Source organism: Janthinobacterium sp. PAMC25594 (genome assembly GCF_019443505.1).
GTDB lineage: Bacteria > Pseudomonadota > Gammaproteobacteria > Burkholderiales > Burkholderiaceae_D > Janthinobacterium.
Genome location: NZ_CP080377.1, coordinates 5,068,674 through 5,091,033 on the forward strand (window position 1 = coordinate 5,068,674; position 22,360 = coordinate 5,091,033).

Annotated in this window: 18 protein-coding genes; 3 read left to right on the forward strand and 15 right to left on the reverse strand. The window is 54.0% G+C overall.

What is annotated here, in order from left to right; all coding sequences use genetic code 11:
- Positions 1 to 24 precede the first annotated feature (24 nt).
- The 13 genes from KY494_RS22790 to KY494_RS22850 form a co-directional block, all read right to left on the reverse strand.
- Positions 25 to 1,971: a nucleoside-diphosphate sugar epimerase/dehydratase gene (locus KY494_RS22790; RefSeq protein WP_219888339.1), complete on the reverse strand. Its 1,947-nt coding sequence runs from the start codon at positions 1,969 to 1,971 to the stop codon at positions 25 to 27.
- Positions 1,972 to 2,107: 136 nt separating this feature from the next.
- The gene (locus KY494_RS22795) at positions 2,108 to 2,668 is read right to left on the reverse strand and encodes a sugar transferase (protein WP_219132875.1); all 561 of its coding nucleotides are present in this window, start codon (positions 2,666 to 2,668) and stop codon (positions 2,108 to 2,110) included.
- Complete coding sequence (locus KY494_RS22800; RefSeq protein ID WP_219888340.1) at positions 2,652 to 3,611, reverse strand: SDR family oxidoreductase; 960 nt, start codon at positions 3,609 to 3,611, stop codon at positions 2,652 to 2,654. The genes KY494_RS22795 and KY494_RS22800 overlap by 17 nt, the downstream gene beginning before the upstream one ends.
- A gap of 54 nt (positions 3,612 to 3,665) precedes the next feature.
- Positions 3,666 to 4,895, reverse strand: coding sequence for a glycosyltransferase (locus tag KY494_RS22805; protein WP_257571959.1), 1,230 nt, complete (start codon positions 4,893 to 4,895; stop codon positions 3,666 to 3,668).
- On the reverse strand, positions 4,892 to 5,866 hold the full coding sequence (locus KY494_RS22810; protein WP_219132877.1) for an NAD(P)-dependent oxidoreductase: 975 nt from the start codon (positions 5,864 to 5,866) through the stop codon (positions 4,892 to 4,894). Before KY494_RS22810 ends, KY494_RS22805 begins: the two co-directional genes overlap by 4 nt.
- Positions 5,867 to 5,880: 14 nt before the next feature.
- Positions 5,881 to 7,035: a hypothetical protein gene (locus KY494_RS22815; protein WP_219888341.1), complete on the reverse strand. Its 1,155-nt coding sequence runs from the start codon at positions 7,033 to 7,035 to the stop codon at positions 5,881 to 5,883.
- A gap of 138 nt (positions 7,036 to 7,173) precedes the next feature.
- Positions 7,174 to 8,445, reverse strand: a complete 1,272-nt coding sequence (locus tag KY494_RS22820; RefSeq protein ID WP_219888342.1) for a glycosyltransferase — start codon at positions 8,443 to 8,445, stop codon at positions 7,174 to 7,176.
- Positions 8,446 to 8,529: 84 nt separating this feature from the next.
- Positions 8,530 to 9,789 (reverse strand): lipid III flippase WzxE, encoded by a 1,260-nt coding sequence (gene wzxE, locus KY494_RS22825; protein ID WP_219888343.1) that lies wholly within the window; start codon positions 9,787 to 9,789, stop codon positions 8,530 to 8,532.
- Positions 9,790 to 9,791: 2 nt separating this feature from the next.
- Positions 9,792 to 10,916 (reverse strand): dTDP-4-amino-4,6-dideoxygalactose transaminase, encoded by a 1,125-nt coding sequence (gene rffA / locus KY494_RS22830; RefSeq protein ID WP_219888344.1) that lies wholly within the window; start codon positions 10,914 to 10,916, stop codon positions 9,792 to 9,794.
- Positions 10,913 to 11,641, reverse strand: a complete 729-nt coding sequence (locus tag KY494_RS22835) for a GNAT family N-acetyltransferase (RefSeq protein WP_219888345.1) — start codon at positions 11,639 to 11,641, stop codon at positions 10,913 to 10,915. The genes rffA and KY494_RS22835 overlap by 4 nt, the downstream gene beginning before the upstream one ends.
- A 265-nt stretch (positions 11,642 to 11,906) precedes the next feature.
- Complete coding sequence (rfbA, locus tag KY494_RS22840) at positions 11,907 to 12,800, reverse strand: glucose-1-phosphate thymidylyltransferase RfbA (RefSeq protein WP_219132883.1); 894 nt, start codon at positions 12,798 to 12,800, stop codon at positions 11,907 to 11,909.
- Positions 12,797 to 13,879, reverse strand: coding sequence for a dTDP-glucose 4,6-dehydratase (rfbB, locus tag KY494_RS22845; protein WP_219888346.1), 1,083 nt, complete (start codon positions 13,877 to 13,879; stop codon positions 12,797 to 12,799). The genes rfbA and rfbB overlap by 4 nt, the downstream gene beginning before the upstream one ends.
- Before the next feature lie 365 nt (positions 13,880 to 14,244).
- Entirely contained in the window at positions 14,245 to 15,135 is an 891-nt protein-coding gene (locus KY494_RS22850) for a sulfurtransferase (protein ID WP_219888347.1), read from the reverse strand.
- Between the two features lie 137 nt (positions 15,136 to 15,272).
- Between KY494_RS22850 and dnaE the strand changes: the two genes are divergently transcribed.
- Positions 15,273 to 18,812 (forward strand): DNA polymerase III subunit alpha, encoded by a 3,540-nt coding sequence (dnaE, locus tag KY494_RS22855; RefSeq protein WP_257571960.1) that lies wholly within the window; start codon positions 15,273 to 15,275, stop codon positions 18,810 to 18,812.
- A 64-nt stretch (positions 18,813 to 18,876) separates the two neighbouring features.
- Here the strand turns inward: dnaE and KY494_RS22860 are convergent, their stop codons facing one another.
- Positions 18,877 to 19,107, reverse strand: a complete 231-nt coding sequence (locus KY494_RS22860; protein ID WP_071075660.1) for a DUF6139 family protein — start codon at positions 19,105 to 19,107, stop codon at positions 18,877 to 18,879.
- 148 nt (positions 19,108 to 19,255) lie between these two features.
- A complete protein-coding gene (locus KY494_RS22865; protein ID WP_219888348.1) occupies positions 19,256 to 20,074 on the reverse strand; it encodes a MipA/OmpV family protein in 819 nt (272 codons plus the stop codon).
- A gap of 159 nt (positions 20,075 to 20,233) precedes the next feature.
- On the opposite strand from KY494_RS22865, the gene KY494_RS22870 reads away from it, so the two are divergent.
- The gene (locus KY494_RS22870) at positions 20,234 to 20,920 is read left to right on the forward strand and encodes a response regulator (RefSeq protein WP_219888349.1); all 687 of its coding nucleotides are present in this window, start codon (positions 20,234 to 20,236) and stop codon (positions 20,918 to 20,920) included.
- Complete coding sequence (locus KY494_RS22875) at positions 20,917 to 22,305, forward strand: HAMP domain-containing sensor histidine kinase (RefSeq protein WP_219888350.1); 1,389 nt, start codon at positions 20,917 to 20,919, stop codon at positions 22,303 to 22,305. The genes KY494_RS22870 and KY494_RS22875 overlap by 4 nt, the downstream gene beginning before the upstream one ends.
- Positions 22,306 to 22,360: the final 55 nt, after the last annotated feature.

Below are 22,360 nucleotides of genomic sequence, written 5' to 3' on the forward strand. Positions count from 1 at the left end.
TGGTTTGCCGAAAAAGGCAAATAGTTACCTTATTTTATACAAATGATTTTCGACAATAGTTTGCTGTTCGTGTCCATTGAGCCGGCTTCTGTTAGCCCAGATGAAATCTTCGATGCCACAGAGTGGCGTATATTCTTTGACTGCCAACTTCAACAAGGCACGCAGTTCTTCATATTCAAAATTCGTGCAGGCATGCTCCATGTTGCTCAAGATCGTCCGCAGTTCCGACCATGCGATTTCTGACTCTTGAGCCCGCATGATCAGCGGATGTTCCGTCCCTTCTACATTATTTCCAATAAGTAATTCCTCGTACAGCTTTTCACCTGGGCGCAAGCCGACATGTTCGATTTCAATGCCGTCCGGCGCCGCTTTGCTCCTGACTTCAAGTCCGCTCAAATGAATCATGCGTTCTGCCAGATCCATGATTTTGACAGGATCGCCCATGTCGAGCACGAAGACATCGCCACCTTCCCCCATGCCGCCGGCCTGGAGCACCAGCTGCGCAGCTTCCGGAATGGTCATGAAATAGCGCGTAATCTCGGGGTGCGTCAAGGTGATGGGGCCACCTGCTTCAATCTGCTTGCGAAACAGGGGCACGACAGACCCGGACGAACCCAATACATTGCCAAAGCGCACCATGCAAAAACGGGTATTTGTTTGCTCGCGTGCAAACGCCTGCAAAATCAATTCGGCAAGGCGCTTGGTGGTACCCATGACATTTGTCGGGCGCACGGCCTTGTCGGTTGAAATCAGCACAAAACTTTTTACACCGGCGGCCATGGCGGCCTGGGCGATGCTCAGCGTGCCAAATACGTTGTTGCGGACGCCGTCGATCGGATTGTGCTCCACCAAAGGCACGTGCTTGTACGCGGCAGCATGGTACAGAGTTTCGACCTTGAATGTAGCCAGTATACTTTTACATTTTTCGATATCCAGCACGCTACCAAGGAAAGGCACCAATTCCACGTCCGAACCTTGAAGATGTTTGATGTCTTTGAGTTCCTGCTTGATGGAGTACAGGGCAAACTCGGACATTTCCAGGAGAATCAGGCGCGTGGGGTGCAACTTGATGATTTGACGGCACAGTTCAGAACCGATCGACCCTCCGGCACCGGTCACCATCACCGACTTGCCGGTAATGCAGCCAGAGATCAGGTTTAAATGCGGTATGACCTGGTCACGACCCAGCAAGTCTTCGATTTCGATGTCGCGCACGTCCTGGATACGCAATTCACCATTCACCAAGCTTTCCACTGGCGGCGCAACCTTGACTTTTACCTTATGGTTTTCAACGATGTTGAGTATGTTTTTTTGCTTTCCCTTGCTGAGTGATGGCATGGCCAGCAGGATTTCGCTGATATTTTTTTTCTCGATGACTTGTTGCAGATCCGCGGATGCATAGACTTTGATGCCGGAAATCGTGGCGCCCTTCAGCTCCTTCATGTCATCGATGAAGGCAACCGGCAGATATTCATGACCGGCGCGCAAGGCGCTTGCCAGTTGGGTGCCGGCCTTGCCTGCGCCGTAGATGGCAATCCGGACTGCCGGATTGTCCTTGTTTGTATTGAGCAAAATGCCTCTGGCCAGGAAGCGGCTGGCCACAACATAGGTAATGGCACTGACCCAATAGATGCCGAAGACGCCACGCGAATATCCCTCCATATGTGACACCAGGGCTGTCAACGCGACCAGCAATGCCACAGATACAGTGACGCCAATGATGACGACATAGACTATTTTCTGATCGATAAAACGGACCACTGCGCGGTAAAGCCCGAGTCGGGTAAAGATCGGAATCGATATCAGCGGTGCCGCTATGATCAGCCACAGATATTGTGACAACAAAGCGCTATTCACCACATCGTAACGGAGTATGATCGCGAAGAAAAAAGTCAACGGCAAAAAGAATAGATCGAGCGTTGCTGCAATCATTTTCTTTTGCGTGCGGGAAAGTCCAAGAAATAATTTCATTTTTATGATAAATAATTGCTAGATGAATTTTACGATGTTGCCGTAAATTTATTTTTTAGGAGGTCTTGGTATATTTATATGCAACTCAATAAAATTGACGGTGCAACTTTCTGGCCGATGCACTCCGTCTTGAAAATTAATGAGTGATGCCATCTCGGCGTATTACCTTCAGAAATGTCAGGAATATAATTTTCACATCAAGCGGAAGGGATTGACGCTGCATATATTGCACATCCAGTTTCACTTTTTCTGGAATGGGCAATTCATCTCGGCCATTTACCTGGGCCCAACCCGTCAGGCCTGGCAAGATCTTTTCGACGCCATATTGTGTGCGCAATGCAATTAAATCCTGCTGATTGAACAGCGCGGGGCGGGGACCGACAAAGCTCATGTCGCCACGAATAATACTCCACAGCTGCGGCAGTTCGTCGAGACTACTCTTGCGCAAGAAGTTGCCTACCGGCGTCAGGTGTGATTGGGCGTCGGTCAGCAGATGCGTCGCCACAGCCGGTGTACCGACCCGCATGCTGCGGAACTTGGGCATTTTGAAAATTTTATTGTTTCTCCCCACGCGGTCTGACCAGTACAGGGCAGGGCCGGTTGATGTGAGTCGCACCAGTAGCGCAACCAGCACTACCGGAATGAGGAGTAGCAGAGATGCCACCAAGACTAGCAAGAGATCAAACACTCGTTTCACGTACATTTCCTTTCGCTGCTTTTTGCAAACCCTGATCAAGCGTCAGGGGCGGTGTCCATCCCAGAACACGGCGCGTTTTTTCAATATCAACCTGCAGCGAACCGCACAGGCGTTGTGCGACATCTGGCTTGCCTATCAGTTTGGCGCCGAGTTTCAGCATGCTCGCGGGCACTGGAATCAGGTGCGCGCGGCGGCCCATGGCCTGGGCCATGCGTTGCAATAATTCGGTGGTGGAGGTGTCCTGGCCATCTGATACCAAAAAAGTTTGTCCGGCGGCATTGGGGTGGCGCAGGCACGTGACCATCAAATCCACCATATTGTCCAGTGCGACCAGACTGCGCTGATTATGGATTGCACCCAGCGGCAAAGGAACGCCGCGCGCCAGCCAGCGCATCATTGCGGCAAAATTCGCCTTGACGCCCTGTCCGTACACCAGCGGGGGACGGATGATGACGACTTCCATACCCGTTTGCACTTCCAGTTCGCGCAGGCCCTGTTCGGCCTCCAATTTTGACACGCCATAGGCATCAACGGGCGCGGGAACGTCATCGGCGGTGAAGGGGGCGCCAGCCTCCGTCATTTCGCCATTGACCTTGATGGAGCTGACAAAAATAAAGCGCTGCACGCCAGCGGCGGCAGCCTGGCGCGCCAAAGTCAAGGTACCTTGGACATTGACTCGACGAAATTCGTCCAGTGGATGCTGTGCCGTGTCATCCATAATGTGCACGCGTGCGGCGCAATGCACCACCGCCGTCACGCCGGAGAGTGCCGCGGTCCAGTCAGTGTTTGCGGTAAGCGCATCCACGAGGACTGTCTCGACGCCGTACGGGACGGTCGCGTCGGATCTGCGTACCGCCGCGCGTAGAGCATGGGTGCCATCCTCTGCCAGCCGGCGTAAAACGGATGCGCCTACAAAGCCGGTACCACCGGTAACCAAAATCATCTATTACCTCTGCTATATAAATATTCCACCTGCGTGGCTTGTGTGTCGTCCGCGTTAAACATGTTGGTTTTCCTGCCCACCGATGACTTGCTGATAGTAGTCTCTCATCGCCTCTACAATCACTTCTTGTGAGAAATCTTGATACGCGCGCCGCTGCGCCGCCGCACCCATTTGCTGGCGCAGATTTTCATCGGCATACAGCAGGCGCATTGCATTTTGCATCTGCGCAATGTCTCCGGCTTCATGAAAGATCCCCGTCACACCGCCCTTTACGGCATCGGTCAGGCCGTAAATGTGTGACACGATCGCCGGCAAGCCTACGCCGGCCGCCTGGATGGTTGCCGAACTGAAGCCCTCCAGATAGCTGGGCAGGCAAAAAATATCGGCTGCCGACATATACCGTTCCGGTTGATTGGTGTAATTCACGCGGTGAATTTTTTGTGCGCATCCCGCCCATTCCTGCTCTAGCAGCGGCGTCAGTTGCTCCTCATCGGGACCGACGATCAGCAGTTGCGCGCGCGGCATCTGGGCTTCTATGCCGGCAAACGCCTTGCTCAGGTTCAGGATACCCTTTACCCGCGTCAGGCGGGCCAGGAACAGGAAGACGATGGCGTCGGCGGCAATGCCCAGTTCGGCGCGCACCCTGCGGCGTGCATCGGCGTCAAATTGGAAGCGTCCCACGTCGACACCACTGATGGAACCTTGCCCCAATACGGTGATTTTTGCTCGTGGGACGACCTTTTCAGCGACCAGGAAATCGCTTTGCGACGGACTGTCGGCCATCAGATGGGTTGCGCATGCGGCGACAATCCGATCCATCCATTTAAGGACGGCGCGCGCGATTCCCGACTTGGCGAACCAGACCTGTCCGGTAAAAATATGAATTCTGACCGGCACCCGCGTCAGCCAGGCAGCCAACATGGCGAGCAGGCCCGCTTTGGGCATCAAGGAGTGGACGCAGTCAAATTTTTTCTGTCGGAATACCCGCAGCAATGCCAGTAAAGCCAGGAGATCGGCAACCAGCTTGATTTTGCGTTCGATGGCAATGGATTGAAAGACGACGCGGTCATTCAGCATGTCTTTCAGTTCATGGCCGTCGCCGCTGCACAGAAGGGTGATGTCATAATACTCTGATAGTTTCTCCACGTGCTCACGCATAAAAACCAGAAGCGGAATCGGCACGGTTGAAACAAAACAAATTTTTTTCCTGATCATTTTTTTATCCAGCTTTCCATATTTTTCTCTTGTGTCACCGTCACCATGCTGTGCGACACTGGCATTCATTTCAAGCGATCAGATGAGTCGTTGATCAATTGAGGGATGCTTTGCGGCACCGATTCGGCGGGGAAAAATCCCAGCGTACTACCAATCAGGGAGGATGAATAATGTGTCTTGCGAGTTAAGGCATCAATGCGAGCGGTCGTCAACGGCAATTTTAACCACGGGGCGGTCAGCTTCACCAGCAAGCGTAATGGTGCTTCAGGCAGTATCAGTTTCGGCGCAGCGACTTGCATGGCCAGCGCCAAGGCATCGATTACCTGATCAAGAGGGCAATCGTTTGCCACAATAAATACTTTTCCATGTGCGCGGCGGTCACTGATGCACTGCAGTAACGCGCGGACAACGTCATCGACCAGCACATACGTGGCAATGGCCTGCCGGCGTCCGATGCGGAAGAAGGCACCTCGCTTGATCATGCGGGCCATGGCATGGAATGACTGGTTGGGCATGTTGCTGCCGATGACAATGGTAGGGCGCACGATGGTGTAGCTGAACAACGGTTCTTGCGCGGCAAACTCGCGTACCAACTGATCGGACGCGGTCTTTGTGACTTCATACATGCCAACAGGCTGTTCCTGGCTATCCTCGGTGATCGTGCGCCCCGATTGTGAGCCGGCGCCATCCAATCCATAGGCGCCAACACTGCTTAATTGCACCCAATGTACTGGCTTGCCATGTTGTTTGATCGATGCGCTGACGGCACGCAAGAGATGTCGGGTGCCATCGACATGCAACTGCTGCATCAAACTCTCATCTTTGATTTCTCCGGCACAATGGAGAATGACATCGCTACCATCGGCGAAGGCATGTAATGCCGCGTCTTCTTTGAGCAGATCCCCCCTGATGCAGCTGACGCCAGGTCCGGCATCAGCCTCTTTTCTCGTGAGGATGGAAACCGCATGCTGCGTGGAAGATAATTGCTTCAATAGCAATTTACCGATGAATCCGGATGCGCCTGTAATGGAGATTTTCATGATTTGACTATCGTTCATGGCAATGGGGCTGAAAGGCAGGCAGTATCGGATGCGGGGCCTGCTGTTCCGGAGGCGCTTGCGTTACTTACGGCGGTGCCTGTCTTTTTCTTTCTGAGGCGGAATTTTTTTACGGAAGCATGAAAGGCAAGCTTGCGCTGATAAATAATCGCGCATGCCAATAGCACGGAAATATAGCTATAGACCCGTAAACGCACTGCCGTTCCAAGATTGTCGTTGCCTAACAACCAAATTGTTGAGTAGGAAATAAAAAAGACAATCAGATAGTTGACAAAGGCATTTGAATGTCGCCGGTTCTTGATAAGGTAAAAAAACATGAATATAAAAGGTAAGCTTTCTATCAGGAATACAGCAATCGCAAAGTAGTTGGGGAAGTAGAGGCCAAATATCTGATAGAGGAAGCTCTTAATAAAATCAGGAATGAAAATTGCGATCGAATCAAAGCGTATGCCAATATTCGAGCCGCCATCCATGTCGTCAAAATTTCCACGGTAGGCAAAAATTGGTTGAAGCAGGCCAAGCAGGAAAAGGATGTTAAGGGCTGCCACAAGCGCCGCCAGCAGAAATAACAGCGATATTTTTTTGAACTGAAAATAATTGAATCCGACAAACGAAATAAAAAATCCAAAACCAAGATAGGGACGGAATAAATAAAGAAAATAACTGATTAATGTGATCAGCAGCGCATGCCAAATTTTCTCGGCAATATCAACAGTTACGATGAATTTTCTTACCGACATCAGTCCCAACACGAACAGGAATACCATGAAGACATCGCGATAAATGTCAAAGGTATAAAAAAACAATGTTGGATAGGCTGCCATAAAAATGGCGGCAATCCAGAAGACGCGTTGGCGCATCGGACTGTTTTTGATGGCAGCCAGCTTGCCGACCAATAGCGGTATCACTAGTATGCCTAAAAAAGCCAGGAAAAAGCTCACCCCTTTTCTCGAGTATAAACCATACTCGTTCAGAGTCCTCAAGATAACCGGCCAGATGTTTGGTATCTCGCTATCCTCGCCCAAGGCATAACTGTCATAAAACTCCGAGTCGTTGCCGCCACCAAAAAAAACAGCGGGAAACAGGAAGATGTATATGAAAATTGATATCTTCGACAAAGTCAAAAAAGTGAATAAAAGACGATATTTCACAAAAATTTTCTTTCAGTAATTTTATTGAGAATGGCAATAAAATTATTTAATATCCGTGTGGTTGATGCTTGGTAATTTTTCAATTAATTTCAAGTAAAACTTGATTGGTGTCGAGTATTTTTGGTGTTGTTTTTGTTTTTAATATCGTGCACTGAACGTTTTTTTCTTATCCATGATGCCCAGGGCAAAACAGGAAAAAATTCCCGCATAGTATTTGGGCATATCGATACTGATATTTGTATCGGGCAGCAGAGTATTTTTTTTCAGGTAGTTGAGGTACAAATCAACAAATTCTTCGATGGAAAATTCTGAGGCCCTTATTTTGGAGCGCTCTGAAATCATGGCATAGGCGTCCACATCGGCCATTGCGATATCTGCAATACAGTTCGAAAAAGTCTGCAACGGAAAATTGAGTCCTTTCTCATGGTAGCTATACCCTGTCAATTTGCTGAGCAGGCCATAAGTGAGACCTTGATCATCGGACTCAATGCCAATGATGGCAGGGATGCCCATGGCCGCGGCCTCGAGCAGTGCTGTACCGCTGCCAACAAAGGCAAAGGCGTCACTGATGACTTTTTCGAAATCTTGATACGGTAGCGAACCATGCAGGAATACCGATTTTTCCATTCCCTGGGATGCAATGAATTGCTTTAATTCTGAAAATTGTTCACCATCACCATAAATGTGATATTCAAATGATGAATCTATCTTTAATATTTCATGAAAAGCTTCAACCATCTTGAAATTATAAGTCTTGAAACTTGTAATTCTTCCTACTGAAATAATCTTTCTTGAGCGGAAATTGATTCCCGCATAAATTGAATCTGCCTTGAATTTGATTCCAATCGGGAAAACGTCACTCCCGGTATATTTTTCACCATATAAATCGAGCGCGGTATCAACGGATTTTTCATTGAAAAACAGCATGGATTCAGCGGGAATGGATTGGTTCACCAAATTGAATAATTGCTTCTGAAAGAAAAGGGGGGAAATTGATCGAAAATTAAACTCATTCTGGTGATAGACGCCACAGACCACTTTAGTGTGTGGTAATTTTCTCATGACATGTTTAATGTAGAAAACAAGGCTCCACACGCCGCATACATGCACGCACTCCACATCCTGCAAGATGTTCGCCAGTTCGGACTCGATCGGATCCATGACGGACATGAACTGCAAATTGTTCCTGAATCGCGATGAAGGATTTTTCAGGATATCGGCGGCAAATTGTACGACGGCGAACTTTTTTAATTCGGAAAGAAGTTTTGATTCATGTTTTTTGGTGAGAAGAAGTACATGTACTTGAATGCCTCTCCCGTGCAATTCTTCTGCCAGGCGCAGAATATGGGTTTCAATTCCTCCCAGACTGAAGGCACCATGTAGCAGCAAGATTTTTTTGGGAAATGGCATGTTGTGAACTTATAGAAATTAATTTTTAACTGGCGCAGATATTTCCGATTTGGAATTATTTGGGATATTTTATTCTTGCAACAATCAAGCGGTATCTTTTTGTGACAAGTAATATCTTAAAATTGCAAAAGTTATTGGGAAGTAAATAAAATAGGTGGTAAAGTACGCATACGTTGCGCCGATGGCTCCATAGGTATTTACGAAGAAATAGCATAACAAAATAAGCAGACTGGACTGAAATAATTCTGCTGCGATATATAGTTTACTATTTGCCTTTGCCACCGCGACATAGCCACTGATGTAGGCCGCAACCTTGAACGCATCTCCTGCGAGCTGCCAGGTAAAGTAGCTTTTCATTGCCAGGAATTCTGGCGAGAACAGCAGCAAAATAATCCAGTCGCGCAGAATGAATATAGTGATACTCATTAATAGCAATACGGGCATGGCTATTTTATAGGCGGTAGTGACCTCCTTCTTGATATCGAGGCGCGAGCGCAGTGCCGATAGTCTGGGAAGGTAATAATTGGACAGTACCACCGTAATAAACAGAAGGTAAGAGTCCGATATTTTGCTGACTGCTTGCCAATAGCCAACCTCTACCCAGCTATTGTGGCCGGCGATTATATACCGTATCACTATCTGAGACATCTGCATTGTCAGGACAGTGACAGCGATCATCATGGAATAGCCGGCAAACTGTTTGATCTTTTGCCGGTCCCATTGTGGCAACAGCCGTCGCCAGGAAAATTTCAAGCCAAAACGATACCAAGGAAGCAAGAGCAGGATGGTACAACTTGGCATCCATATCAAGCCATACATGGCTCCCTTCATTCCATACAGCGCGCAACCCAGGGCGACGCCCGCCGCGCCGATGACGACGCTGACAGCATTAATGACGGCGAAGGCATGCACGCGTTTATGGCCGTTCAGCACCCCCATCAGCAGATTCGTGAAGGCAATCGCAAATTGACAGGCCGCGAGGACGCGGATGACCACCGCATACTCGTTCGTGTTGAAGAGCCATAACGATATTTGCGATGCGCCTAGCAGCAGCGCGGCGCCAAGCAGGATCGATACGGCAAGCGTCATCATGCTCGCCGCCCTCAGGTAACCGTTTAACTGTCGCTCGTCTTTTTCAAACTCGGCAACATATTTAATGATGCCGGTATTGATGCCACCGCCTGCCAGTATCGTGATCATCGACATCAGGCTCATGAACTGTCCCAACTGGCCCAATCCTTGCGCACCAAGATAAATGGCCACGATCTTTACGATTAGCAACCCTGCGATCAATTTGCTTAAAGTCGATGCCGCAAAAAGTATTCCGACTTTCAAAAAACGCATACTCAGGAATAGAACTCAAGTATGGTTTTAGAAATGTAATCAACTTGCTCGTTGGTGAGCTCAGGGAACAATGGCAGACGCAGCAGGCAATCCGTGTAGCGGTCGCTATTCGGCAAGGCCCGCGTTCCGTGCGATGCGGCAAAGTATGGGCTGCTATGCAAGGAAAGATAATGGAAGACGGCCAAGATACCTGCCGCCTTCAGCTTAGCGATCAGGCGTGTGCGCTCATCCAGGCTGCGGCACACGATATAAAACATGTGTGCATTGTTGCTTGCATATTCTGGAATGACGGGCATCGTAAACCAGTCTCCCTTGATGCCTTGCTTCAGATTGGCATCATAACGCGCCCATACTCGGCGTCGTTCTGCCTGAATGGCGTCAAGGGATTCCACTTGTGCATACAGGAAAGCTGCGAGCAAATCGGATGGCAAGAAGGAGGAGCCAACATCCACCCAGCCGTATTTGTCGACTTCACCACGGAAGAAAGAGGAACGATTGGTGCCTTTTTCGCGAATGATTTCTGCTCTTAAATCATACTCAGGCTTATTGATCAACAGCAAGCCACCCTCGCCGCACATAATGTTCTTTGTTTCATGGAAAGAAAATGCAGACAGGTCGCCGATTGTTCCCAGTTGGCGCCCGTTGTGGAACGAGTCAATGGCCTGGGCTGCATCTTCTATTATGGCGATACCGTGCGCTGCGGCCAAGGCAAGAATGCGGTCCATATCGCAGGCGACCCCGGCGTAGTGCACCACAACAATCGCTTTTGTCTTGGGCGTAAGCAGGCGTTCAATTTCGTCTGGCGAAATATTGGGCTGATCTGCCTGGCTATCAGCAAATACCAGCGTTGCGCCACGCAGAGCAAATGCGTTCGCTGTCGATACGAAGGTATATGAGGGCAGGATGACTTCATCGCCAGGCTGAATGTTTAGCAGTATTGCAGACATTTCCAAGGCATCCGTACAAGACGTGGTCAGCAGCGTTTTACGCATGCCGAGTTTGCTCTCGAACAATGCCTGGCATTTTTTGGTGAACTCACCATCGCCTGAAATTTTTCTACTTTCTAACACTTGCTGAATATTGGCTAATTCGTTGCCGGTGAGGTATGGACGATTAAAAGGAATCATTGATTAAACCATTTATGAAATGTGTGAAAACTCGTAAGAGGTTCGAAGCCATGACGGCACCATACTTTTTGAGGAGCAATATTACTTATCTGAGTTGACACCGATAAATTTTGCAAATTCTCTTCCAGTGCCCAGTTCTTCGCCATCGCAACCAATTCCGCGTAAAAGCCATTTTTCTGGCATGCGGGATCCACGCCATTCAATATTATTTCGCCATTTTCTGCGTCAATTTTCTTTGTGCTCAAAAAGCCGACGATGTTATTTTCTTGGCAGATCAGAAAAACCTGATCCGAAAATGGTCCGAAGTGGCAGGAATTGAATGCCCATGAGGTGTATACAAGGTCCGCATCTTTCCTGTCTAAATATGGATCTGTATGGTAATGTCCAGCGAAGTTGCTGAAGCACTTTCCGGCCAGAGCACTGACGGCTTCGGCATCGCCTTTGTTTGCTGTGCGCCATGTGAAGCCAACTGGCAATTGAATTGGGCTGGCACTGATTTTCTTATTCTGAAAATACACAAGAGTATCTGTAAGGAAATAGCCTGACTTCTCCAATTTCTGAATTGATGAAATATCCGAAGTGGGGCAGCGTACAATCAGCATATTCAAATCCAGCGCCACGCATGCATCATTAATTGCATCGATATCCATGCTGTCATCAACCGAGATTTTAGCTATTCTTTTTCCGAAACGCTTTGTATCCAACTCTGATAGGCTAATCTTCATAATTTAATTATTTTAATATATTTTCTGCCGCGGTTTCCTTGGTGTTATCCATCTCAGCTTGAGATGGGCATGCCAGCAAGATGCCATTTGCAGCCTGTTAGTTTGTATTCGTAACAGTGATGATTTTTCTTTTTTTGCGGAAAATCGGGGACCATCCGCATCTGCGATCAAGGCGAGTGTTACCATAAAACAATGGCGTCCGAACTAAACTTCAAATGAAAAATTTGACTGGTTAGGATGCCACTTGGCCGGGCTTTAGGTGCGGTTAATAGCGATTGCCGTCGTTTAATAGACGCAATAAATATTGTCCGTAATTGTTCTTCTTTAAAGGCTGTGCTAGTGCTTCCAGGGCGGCGGCATCGATATATGATTTCCGATATGCGATTTCTTCCGGGCATGCAACCTTTAAACCTTGACGGTTCTCAATGGTGGAAATGAATTGGCTCGCTTCGAGCAGCGATTCATGCGTGCCCGTATCTAGCCATGCCATGCCACGTCCCATGAGTTCTACATTCAGCTGTTTTTGCTCCAGATAGTGACGGTTCACATCTGTAATTTCGAGTTCACCGCGCGACGAGGGTTTAATGCTTGCCGCAATGTCGCAGACCTGATTATCGTAAAAATAAAGCCCGGTTACCGCATAATTGGATTTCGGCCGCAACGGTTTTTCCTCGATACTGACGGCGCTGCGTTCACTATTGAACTCCACAACTCCATACCGTTCCGGATCTTGCACGTGATAGGCAAATACCGTGGCGCCGCAGGCTTGTGCGGAGGCATATCGCAGTTTGGCTTCAAGATCTGTTCCGTAGAAGATGTTGTCCCCCAAAATCAATACGGACGGTGCGCCATTGAGGAATTCACGACCGATGATAAAGGCCTGCGCCAAACCATCAGGGCTGGGCTGGACGGCATAACTAAGGTTGATGCCCCACTGGCTGCCATCGCCGAGTAATTCGCGGAAGCGTGGCGTGTCTTGAGGTGTGGAAATGATCAGAATATCGCGAATACCCGCCAGCATCAGTGTCGTCAGCGGATAATAAATCATCGGCTTGTCGTACACTGGCAACAATTGCTTGGAGACTGAAATGGTGACAGGGTATAAGCGTGTGCCCGAGCCTCCAGCAAGGATGATGCCTTTACGTTGCATCGTCATCATTGCGTCGCCTCCTGAGGATTGCGTTGCACATAATTTTTTTCCAGCCAGTTCGCATAGTCACCCGATTGGACATTCTGCACCCACTCCTGATTGTCAAGATACCATTGTACGGTTTTCATAATGCCGCTTTCAAATGTTTCGGCGGGTTTCCAGCCGAGTTCACGTTCGAGCTTACGTGCATCGATTGCGTAACGGCGATCATGGCCAGGGCGATCAGCCACATAGGTGATTTGTGAGCGATAGCTTGTGCCATCGGCTTTTGGTGACAGGCGGTCCAGGATGTCGCACAAGGTGTACACGACATCGAGGTTAGCTTTTTCGTTCCAGCCACCAATATTGTAGGTCTCGCCCGTGCGGCCACCTGCCAGCACGCGACGAATCGCCGAGCAGTGGTCACTGACATACAGCCAGTCACGAATTTGCTGGCCGTCGCCATAGATCGGCAATGGCTTACCTGCGCGCGCGTTGGCGATCACCAGCGGTATCAGTTTTTCCGGGAAATGATACGCACCATAGTTATTCGAGCAATTCGTGGTCAGTGTCGGTAATCCATACGTATGATGATAGGCGCGCACCAGATGATCGGACGCGGCCTTGCTGGCCGAATATGGACTATTCGGCGCATAGGGTGTCGCCTCGGTAAACGCGGCATCATTCGGGCCGAGCGTGCCGTAGACTTCATCTGTCGAGACATGCAGGAAACGGAATGCAGATTGTTCGTCTGCCGGCAGAGAGGTCCAGTGAGCGCGGACCGCTTCCAGTAGCTTGAACGTACCATTGATGTTGGTGCTAATGAATTCGCCAGGACCATGGATGGAACGGTCGACATGGCTTTCCGCCGCAAAGTGGATAATTGCCCGTGGTTTGTGGCTGTTCAGCAACGAGGCGACAAGGGTGGTGTCGCCGATGTCGCCATGGACAAAAGTATAGCGGTTATCGTGCGTTACTGTTTTCAGGTTATTAATATTTCCTGCATAGGTCAATTTGTCTAAATTGATCACAGGTTCGTCGGTCTGTGCCAGCCAATCAAGAACAAAATTTGAACCAATAAAGCCCGCACCACCGGTCACTAAAATCATTTTAATACCCCAAATATTTAAAATATTGCAAGTCTTTGATTTTAATTGAAAATGGCTAGGTTGACCATGGACGCGTGCGCAAATCAGGGAGAAGTGTGCAGGAATAATGTAAGAATATGTAAGATTATATAACGCATTTAACAATATATATTTGACGAAAAACAACGGCTATCCGATGGCAATTGCTTTCAGTCATTGCAATATTGATATATTGTAATATTTGCAATATTTCCCGTCGATGGAGAGGGCGATGCCCCCGCGTGCATCGACCAAGGGCATATCCGGGCATGCTGATTGCTACCTGGCGGGAAATTTAGGATGGCTACCCCGCCAGGCATGGCGTCTGTGCTGGCACCGTGTCTACTTTATTGTGTTTTGTAGCAATGCGGGCATGACACCTCATACACGTATTCCGGCGCCAGTTGCTGGCGCGGCGTGACGACGGCGCGGCAGACGAAACATTGCACGGTTTCCGTCGGTTCCAGTTTCGGGTTCAGGGCCGTGCGGTAGTCGAACACGAAACAGTCGCCCGTGTAGTGCTCGCCGCCCACTTCCTCGAAATATTTCAGGATGCCGCCATCGAGCTGGTACACGCTGTCGTAGCCGATTTCCTTCATGTGGATGGCGGCCTTTTCGCAGCGGATGCCGCCCGTGCAGAAGGTGACGACGGTCTTGCCTTCCAGTTCTTCCTTGTGCGCGGCGGCGACGGCCGGGAATTCCGTAAACTTGTCGATACGGTAATCGAGCGTGTTGTTGAACGTACCCACGTCCACTTCAAACGCGTTGCGCGTTTCCATCATGACCACGGGTTTGCCCGCATCGTCGACGCCGGCGTCGAGCCAGCGCTTGAGCGTGTGCGCATCGACGGATGGGGCGCGGCCCAGTTCCGGCTTGATCAGCGGCATGCGCATGGTGATGATTTCTTTTTTCAGCTTGACCAGCATGCGCTTGTGCGATTGTTCGTTCGACAAGCTTTCCTTCCATTCCAGATCGGCCAGCCGCTCGTCGCTGCGCACCCACGCGAGGAAGCTGTCGATATGCTCGCGCGTACCCGACAGGAACATGTTGATGCCTTCCGGCGTCAGCAGGATCGTGCCCTTCAGCTCCAGCGCCAGGCATTGCTCCTGATACAAGGGACGCATGGCTTCCGTATCGTCGAGCGTAATGAATTTATACGCGGCGATATTGACAAACGTGGCGGCCAGCGGGCTGACGGCGGCGGAAACGGCGGGTGTTGCTGGGGTGATGGCTTGCATGATGGCGATCGGCTTAGACTGAACAGCCGATATTATAAGCCCGACGGGCCAGGCCGGATACCCGGTCCGTACGCGCGACGCGGTAGAATAGACCCCATTGAATTTTGCACGAAACGGTACACAGGATGGAAATGGTAATGCAAGAGGCCGGCGCTCCGGCAGGTTCACAGCAAGCGGTGCAGCCCGGTCCCGCCTTCGTCCACTTGCGCGTGCACTCGGAGTACTCGATCGTCGATGGCCTGGTGCGCATCGACGACGTGGTCAAGGCGGCGGCGAAGGACAAGCAGGTGGCGCTGGCCGTCACCGACTTGTCGAACCTGTTTGGCATGGTCAAGTTCTACAAGGAAGCGCGCGGCAAGGGCATCAAGCCCATCGTCGGCGTCGACGTGTGGATCACGAATGACGACAACCGCGAAAAACCGTCGCGTTTGCTGTTGCTGGCGAAGAATCGCATGGGCTATCTGCAACTGTGCGAACTGTTGTCGACGGCCTGGCTGACGAACCAGTACAAGGGCCGCGCAGAACTGCGCGTCGAGTGGCTGCAGGCGCTGGCGACGAATACCTACGACCTGTACCCGGGCGAAAGCGCGGCGAATGGCTTGATCGCCCTGTCCGGCGCGCATTTCGGCGATGTCGGTATTGCTATCGAGAATGGCAATCTGGCTCTGGCCGAGCGCAATGCGCAGCGCTGGGCCGAGATTTTCCCTGGCCACTTCTATGTCGAGATCCAGCGCGGCGGCCAGGCCAACCAGGAAGCGCAGGTGCGCCATGCGGTGGCACTGGCGGCCAAGCTCGGCTTACCCGTCGTGGCCACGCATCCCGTGCAATTTATTTCCCCAGAGGAATTTATTGCCCACGAAGCCCGCACCTGTATCGCCGAAGGCGAAATGCTGGCCAACGCCAAGCGCGTGAAGCGCTTCAATGACAGCCAGCGCTTCCTGTCGCAGGCCGACATGGCGGAATTGTTCGCCGACTTGCCGACCGCGCTGGCCAATTCCGTGGAAATCGCCAAGCGCTGCAATTTGACCTTGACCCTGGGCAAGCCGCAGCTGCCGAACTTCCCCACGCCGCCCGGCATGACGATCGATGAGTTCCTCGTTGCCGAATCGCAGGCGGGCCTGGAAAAGCGTTTGATCCAGCTGTATCCCGATCCCGAGCGCCGTGAAAAGGAGCGTCCGCGCTACGAGTCGCGCTTGAAATTCGAGACGGATACGATTTGCAACATGAAATTCCCCGGCTACTTCCTCATCGTGGCCGAGTTTATCCAGTGGGCCAAGGAAAACGGCGTGCCCGTCGGCCCGGGCCGCGGTTCGGGTGCCGGTTCGCTGGTGGCGTATTCGCTGCTCATTACCGACCTGGACCCGTTGCAATACAACCTGCTGTTCGAGCGTTTTCTGAATCCCGAACGCGTCTCGATGCCCGACTTCGATATCGACTTTTGCCAGGAAGGGCGCGACCGCGTCATCCAGCACGTCAAGGATTTGTATGGCAAGGAGGCCGTCTCGCAGATCGCCACCTTCGGTACCATGGCGGCCAAGGGCGCGATCCGCGACGTGGGTCGCGTGATGGACTTCGGCTACAACTTCTGCGATGGTATTTCCAAGCTGATCCCGTTCAAGCCGGGTAAACCCGTGTCGATCGCCGACGCCATCGAGGAAGAGCCGTTGCTCAAGGAGCGCCTGGAAAACGAGGAAGAGGTCAAGCAGTTGCTGGAACTGGCGCAGCAAGTCGAAGGCATCACGCGCAATATCGGCATGCACGCGGGGGGCGTGCTGATCGCTCCCGGCAAGCTGACAGACTTTTGCCCGCTGTACACGCAGGGTGGCGATTCGGGCGTCGTGTCGCAGTACGACAAGGATGACGTGGAGGCCGTCGGCCTCGTGAAGTTCGACTTTTTGGGTCTGACCACGCTCACCATTCTCGACCGCGCCGTGCGCTACATCAAGCAGCTCGATCCCGCGCAAGCCGATTTCGACCTGGCCACCTTGCCGTTGAACGACAAGCCGTCGTACGACTTGCTGACCAAGGCCAAGACCGTGGCCGTGTTCCAGCTGGAGTCGCGCGGCATGCAGGGCATGCTGAAAGACGCGCGTCCCGACCGCTTCGAAGACATTATCGCGCTGGTGGCACTGTACCGTCCGGGCCCGATGGACCTGATTCCCGACTTCTGCAAGCGCAAGCACGGCGAACGTTTCGATTATCCCGATCCGCGCACGGAAGCGATTCTGTCCGAAACCTACGGCATCATGGTGTATCAGGAGCAGGTGATGCAGATGGCGCAGATCGTCGGCGGCTACTCGCTGGGCGGCGCCGACATGCTGCGCCGCGCCATGGGTAAAAAGAAGGCCGAGGAAATGGCCGAGCACCGCGAGATCTTCCGCGCGGGTGCGGCCAAGGACGGCTTGACGGCCGCCAAGGCCGACGAGATCTTCGACTTGATGGAAAAGTTCGCCGGCTACGGTTTTAATAAATCGCACGCCGCCGCCTACGCCTTGCTGTCGTACCACACGGCCTATTTGAAGGCGCACCACACGGCGGCCTTCATGGCCGCCAACTTGTCGCTGGCCATGGACGATACGGACAAGATCAAGATCCTGGTGGAAGACTCGCTGGAAATCTGCAAGCTGACCTTGTTGCCGCCGGATATCAACGAATCGGATTACCGCTTCACGCCGAGCGGCGCGGCGCCTTCCGTGAGCGGCAAGAAAGTCACGCAGATCCGTTACGGCCTGGGCGCCGTGAAGGGTTCGGGCCAGAACGCCATCGAAGCCATCATCGCCGCGCGCGAGGCGGGCGGACCCTTCACCAGCCTGTTCGATTTCTGCAAGCGCGTGGATAAAAAGCAGATCAACCGCCGCACCATCGAGTCGCTGATACGCAGCGGCGCCTTCGACTGCCTGAAGGTCGACCGCGCCATCCTGCTCGCATCCGTGGCGTTCGCCATGGAGTGCGCCGACCAGGCCGCCAAGGCGGCGAATCAGGTGAGCCTGTTCGGCGGCGACGACAGCGACATGGTGGCGCCGCCCGAGTACGTCAAGGTGCCCGTGTGGACGGATAAACAGCGCCTGACGGAAGAAAAGATCGCGCTGGGCTTTTACCTGTCCGGCCATTTGTTCGATTCGTATGCGCCCGAGGCGCGCCGTTTTGCGCGCACGAAACTGTCTGAATTGTCGCCGTCGCGCGAACCGCGCATGATGGCTGGCGTCATCACGGGCTTGCGCACGCAGATGACGCAGCGCGGCAAGATTCTCATCGTTACCCTGGACGACAAGAGCGGCACGGTGGAAGTGACCGTGTATGGCGAATTGTTCGACGCCAACCGGAAAATCTTCAAGGAGGATGAATTCCTCGCCGTCGTGGGGAAGGTGTCGGAAGACCGTTTTTCGGGTGGCTTGCGTATCACGGCCGAGAGCGCCTTCGACATCATCGCCGCGCGCGTGCAATATGGCCGCCAGCTGGGCTTGACCTTGCCGGCCACCCTGGACGCCAAGCGCATCCGCGATGTGCTCATGCCGCACCGGGCCGAGACGGGCTTGCCGATCGCTGCGCGGGTCAGCCCGCAAGGCGTCAGTTGCGTGCTGCAGTTCGGGGACGAGTGGAAAGTGGCGCCATCGGATGAATTGCAGATGGCACTCGAGCAGATGCTGGGCGCGCAAGAGGTGGCCGTCGAATACTGACGGGCGCCCTTGCCGCACAGAACAAAGCCAAACCGCAGACATGCTGGTTTGGCTTTTTTTACGTTTACATGTCTTTCAGGCCCGTGATCGCATAGCCCTTGGCGGCGATCTGCTGGTGCGGCTGTTCGATATGGTAGTCGGGCAAGATCTCGGCATCGTCGGCCACTTCGCTGGCGCGTACTTCGAGTTGCCAGTCGGTATTGGTCACCTCTTCAGGAATGATCTTTCCTTCCGGCACGGCGAGGTAGGAAAAAATGCCGTCGTGCTCGGCCCGGCGGTAGATGTCTACGCGCATGAATGCCTCCTAGTAAGCGTTGGGGGAACCGGTGGGCGCCAGGCGTGAACAAGGCGCCAACCAATCATGCTAGCGTAACAGGATTGCGGCCGCCATGCTTTTTGTCGTGCGCGGCGGCAGGCGTGGCCTGCCGTTTCCTTGCCTGAGGTCAATAACGGTAGGTGGCGTAGACGGCGCCGATCGGCGTGGTCTTGCGTTGCACGATGGGGCTCTTGCCGGCGTCGCCCAGCAGGGTCGTCACGCCGACCAGGGTGTTGACGCTCCAGCGCGCGTCGATCCGGTGTTCCCAGCTGGCGCTGGCCTGCGCTTCATAGAAGCCGCCCTTGGGCGTGTAGCGCTTGAACGCCGTGTTGGCGGCCTGGACGGCCGTCACGCCGTACATGGTCTGCACATACTTTTTCTCGCCCCAGCCCGCTTGCAGGCTCAGGCTGACGGTGTCCTGCTGCTGGCCCTTGCTGTCGCTGCGGCCATAGATCTGGCCGCTGGCGCCCAGGTGCAGATTGGCGCCATTGTCGCGCTGTGTCAGGGGAATGTCGCTCGAAACGCTCAGCTGCAGGCCTGGCAGCGGCGAGTAGCCCATCCCCAGCAGGGCGCTGGCGTTGCCTTTGACGGCGCCCATGCCCTTCAGGTAGTTGCTGCCGCCCATGCCATTGACGCCCGTGCGCTTGTGGTCTGCGCGCTCGCCACGATAGCCGAGCGCGGCGCTGTAGCTGAAGGGCCCGGCCTGGCCGCCATAGCCGAGGCCGCGCGTGGTACTGGCGAAGAAGCCATTGCTCATGGCGTAATCGAGGATGATGACTGGCAAGGCCTGGATCTTGTCGCCGCCCGAATAGCTGGTGGCGGCGCCGACGCCGCCACCGATGGTGAAGACATTGCCGGAGGCTGGCTCGGCCGCCAGGGCGGACAAAGGCATGAAAAGCAGGCTGGCCAGTGTCAGGGTCGAGGACAGGGTAGTAGGTGCTTGCATAAGATGTTTTCCGTCAGGTGGAGAACCGAGTCCGGAATGGCTCGATTGACGCTGCTCAGTATCGGCCGCCGCCATGAAGGGAAAATGAGCCCTTGCTGAAGATTGCATGAAGATTTGTTCTTTAACTATTCTTCAGCTTGCGGTGGTTTAATACGCCACATGAAGATATTGCTGATAGAAGACGACATGGACCTGGGCAACGGTGTGCGCATCGCCCTGCGCGACCAGGGCATGCAAGTGGTGTGGGTACGCAGCCTGGAAGACGCGGCGCGCAGCATCGAGCACGACAGCTGTGAACTGGTGCTGCTGGACCTGGGCTTGCCGGACGGCGATGGCCTCGACTTGCTGGCCCGGCTGCGCGCCGCGCGCCTGCCGGTGCTCATCCTGAGCGCCCGCGATACGCTGGAGCAGCGCTTGCGCGGCCTCGATGGCGGCGCCGATGATTACCTGGTCAAGCCCTTCGTGCTGGCCGAGCTGCTGTCGCGCGTGCGCGCACTGGCGCGGCGCAGCTACGGCTTCGATGGCGACACCATCGAACTGCGCGGCTTGCTGCTGCAGGTGCCCACGCGCCGGGTCAGCGTGCAGGGGCGGCCGGTGGAACTGACGGCCAGCGAATATGCGTTGCTGAAAACCCTGCTGATGCGCGCCAACAGAGTCATCACGCGCCGCGTGCTGGAAGAGCATATCCTGCCCGGTGGCCTGGCCAACGCCAGCAATACCCTGGATGTGCATATGGGTAACTTGCGCCGCAAGATAGGCGAGGGCTATATCCGCACCGTGCGCGGCGTCGGCTATGTCATCGACCAGCAAGGCGATTCCCCCGCGGCGCCGGGCGCGTCGGCATGATCGGCCACGTATGGGCCATGCTGCGCCGGCCGACGCTGGTGCGCCGCCTGATGATGGCGCAGATGCTGACGCTGACGGTGCTGTGGAGCCTGGCCGTGGCCTATGTACTGTTCGAGGGGACGGGCGAAGTGAGCAATGTGAGTCGCGGCGTGTTGCACGCCATTATCAGCGTGGCCGATAACCTGGCCGAGCAGCCGCAGCGCCAGCAGCACAGCTTGCGCGCGATCGATGAAGCCCTGCGCGAGGAGTTTGAAACGGGGCAAGTGTCGGAATTGGCGCCGCGTATCCTGGTGTGGCGCGGCGGCGAGCTGGTCTACAAGTCGCCCGATGCGCCCAGCGGCATCCGCAGCGCCGGCCCCGAGCAGATGGAAGTGGTGTACATCAAGGGCCAGGCCTGGCGCAGCCGCAGCCTGACCGAGGGCGGCACGCGCGTGACGGTGCTGGAGGTGGGCGGCCCATGGCAGTTTTTCATCACGATCAATTCACACGGCTATTACCTGCTGCCGTTACTGATCAGTCTGCCTTTCCTGTTGCTGCCGGCCTGGCTGTCGATCCGCCTGGCCATGCGCCCGTGGCGCCGCGTGGCGCAAGAGGTGGCGGCGCGGGGGCCGCAGGATTTGCGTCCGCTGGCCTTCAAGCCACCGCATGGTGAACTGGCGGCGCTGGTCGACAATCTCAATGCGCTGCTGCAGCGCGTGGGCGCCAGCGCCGCGCGCGAACGCAGCTTCATCGCCGACGCCACGCATGAGCTGCGCACGCCGCTGGCGGCCATGCGTGTGAATGTCGAAGCCTTGCAGGCCCAGGCCAGCGACCCGCGCCAGCAAGAATTGCTTGATGGCATTTTGAACAGCGGCAACCGCGCCGCTCGCCTGGTGGGGCAGTTGCTGCAGCTGACGCGCAGCGAAGTGCAGGCGCAGGCGGGCGAACGGCCGCCACAGGCGCTCGATATCCTGCTGCAAGACCGGTTGGCCGCCCTGTCCGGCCTGGCGCAGGTGGGCGGCATCGAGCTGGAGCTGCAAGCCAGCGCCACGCTGCAGGTGCCGGGCCAGCGCGAGAGCCTGGTATCGCTGATCGACAACCTGGTGGAAAACGCCATCAAGTACAGCCCGCATGGCGGCAGCGTGACGGTGTCGCTGCATGCCGAGCGGGGCCAGGCGGTGCTGCACGTGGCGGACCAGGGGCCGGGTATTGCGCCGGCCCTGTATGAGCGGGTGTTTGACCGCTTCTTCCGTGCGCCCCAGCAGGCCCAGCCTGGTAGCGGCCTGGGCCTGGCCATCGTCGCTTCCGTGGTGCGGCAGCATGGCGGCACCATCCAGCTGCACCGCGCCAGCGGCGGCCAGGGCCTGCTGGTGGAAGTACGCCTGCCGCTGGCGTCGTCCGGCTAGCAGGGTCGTGGTTTGACTTGCCCTGATGCATAGGCGATACTGCTTTCCTGCTCCG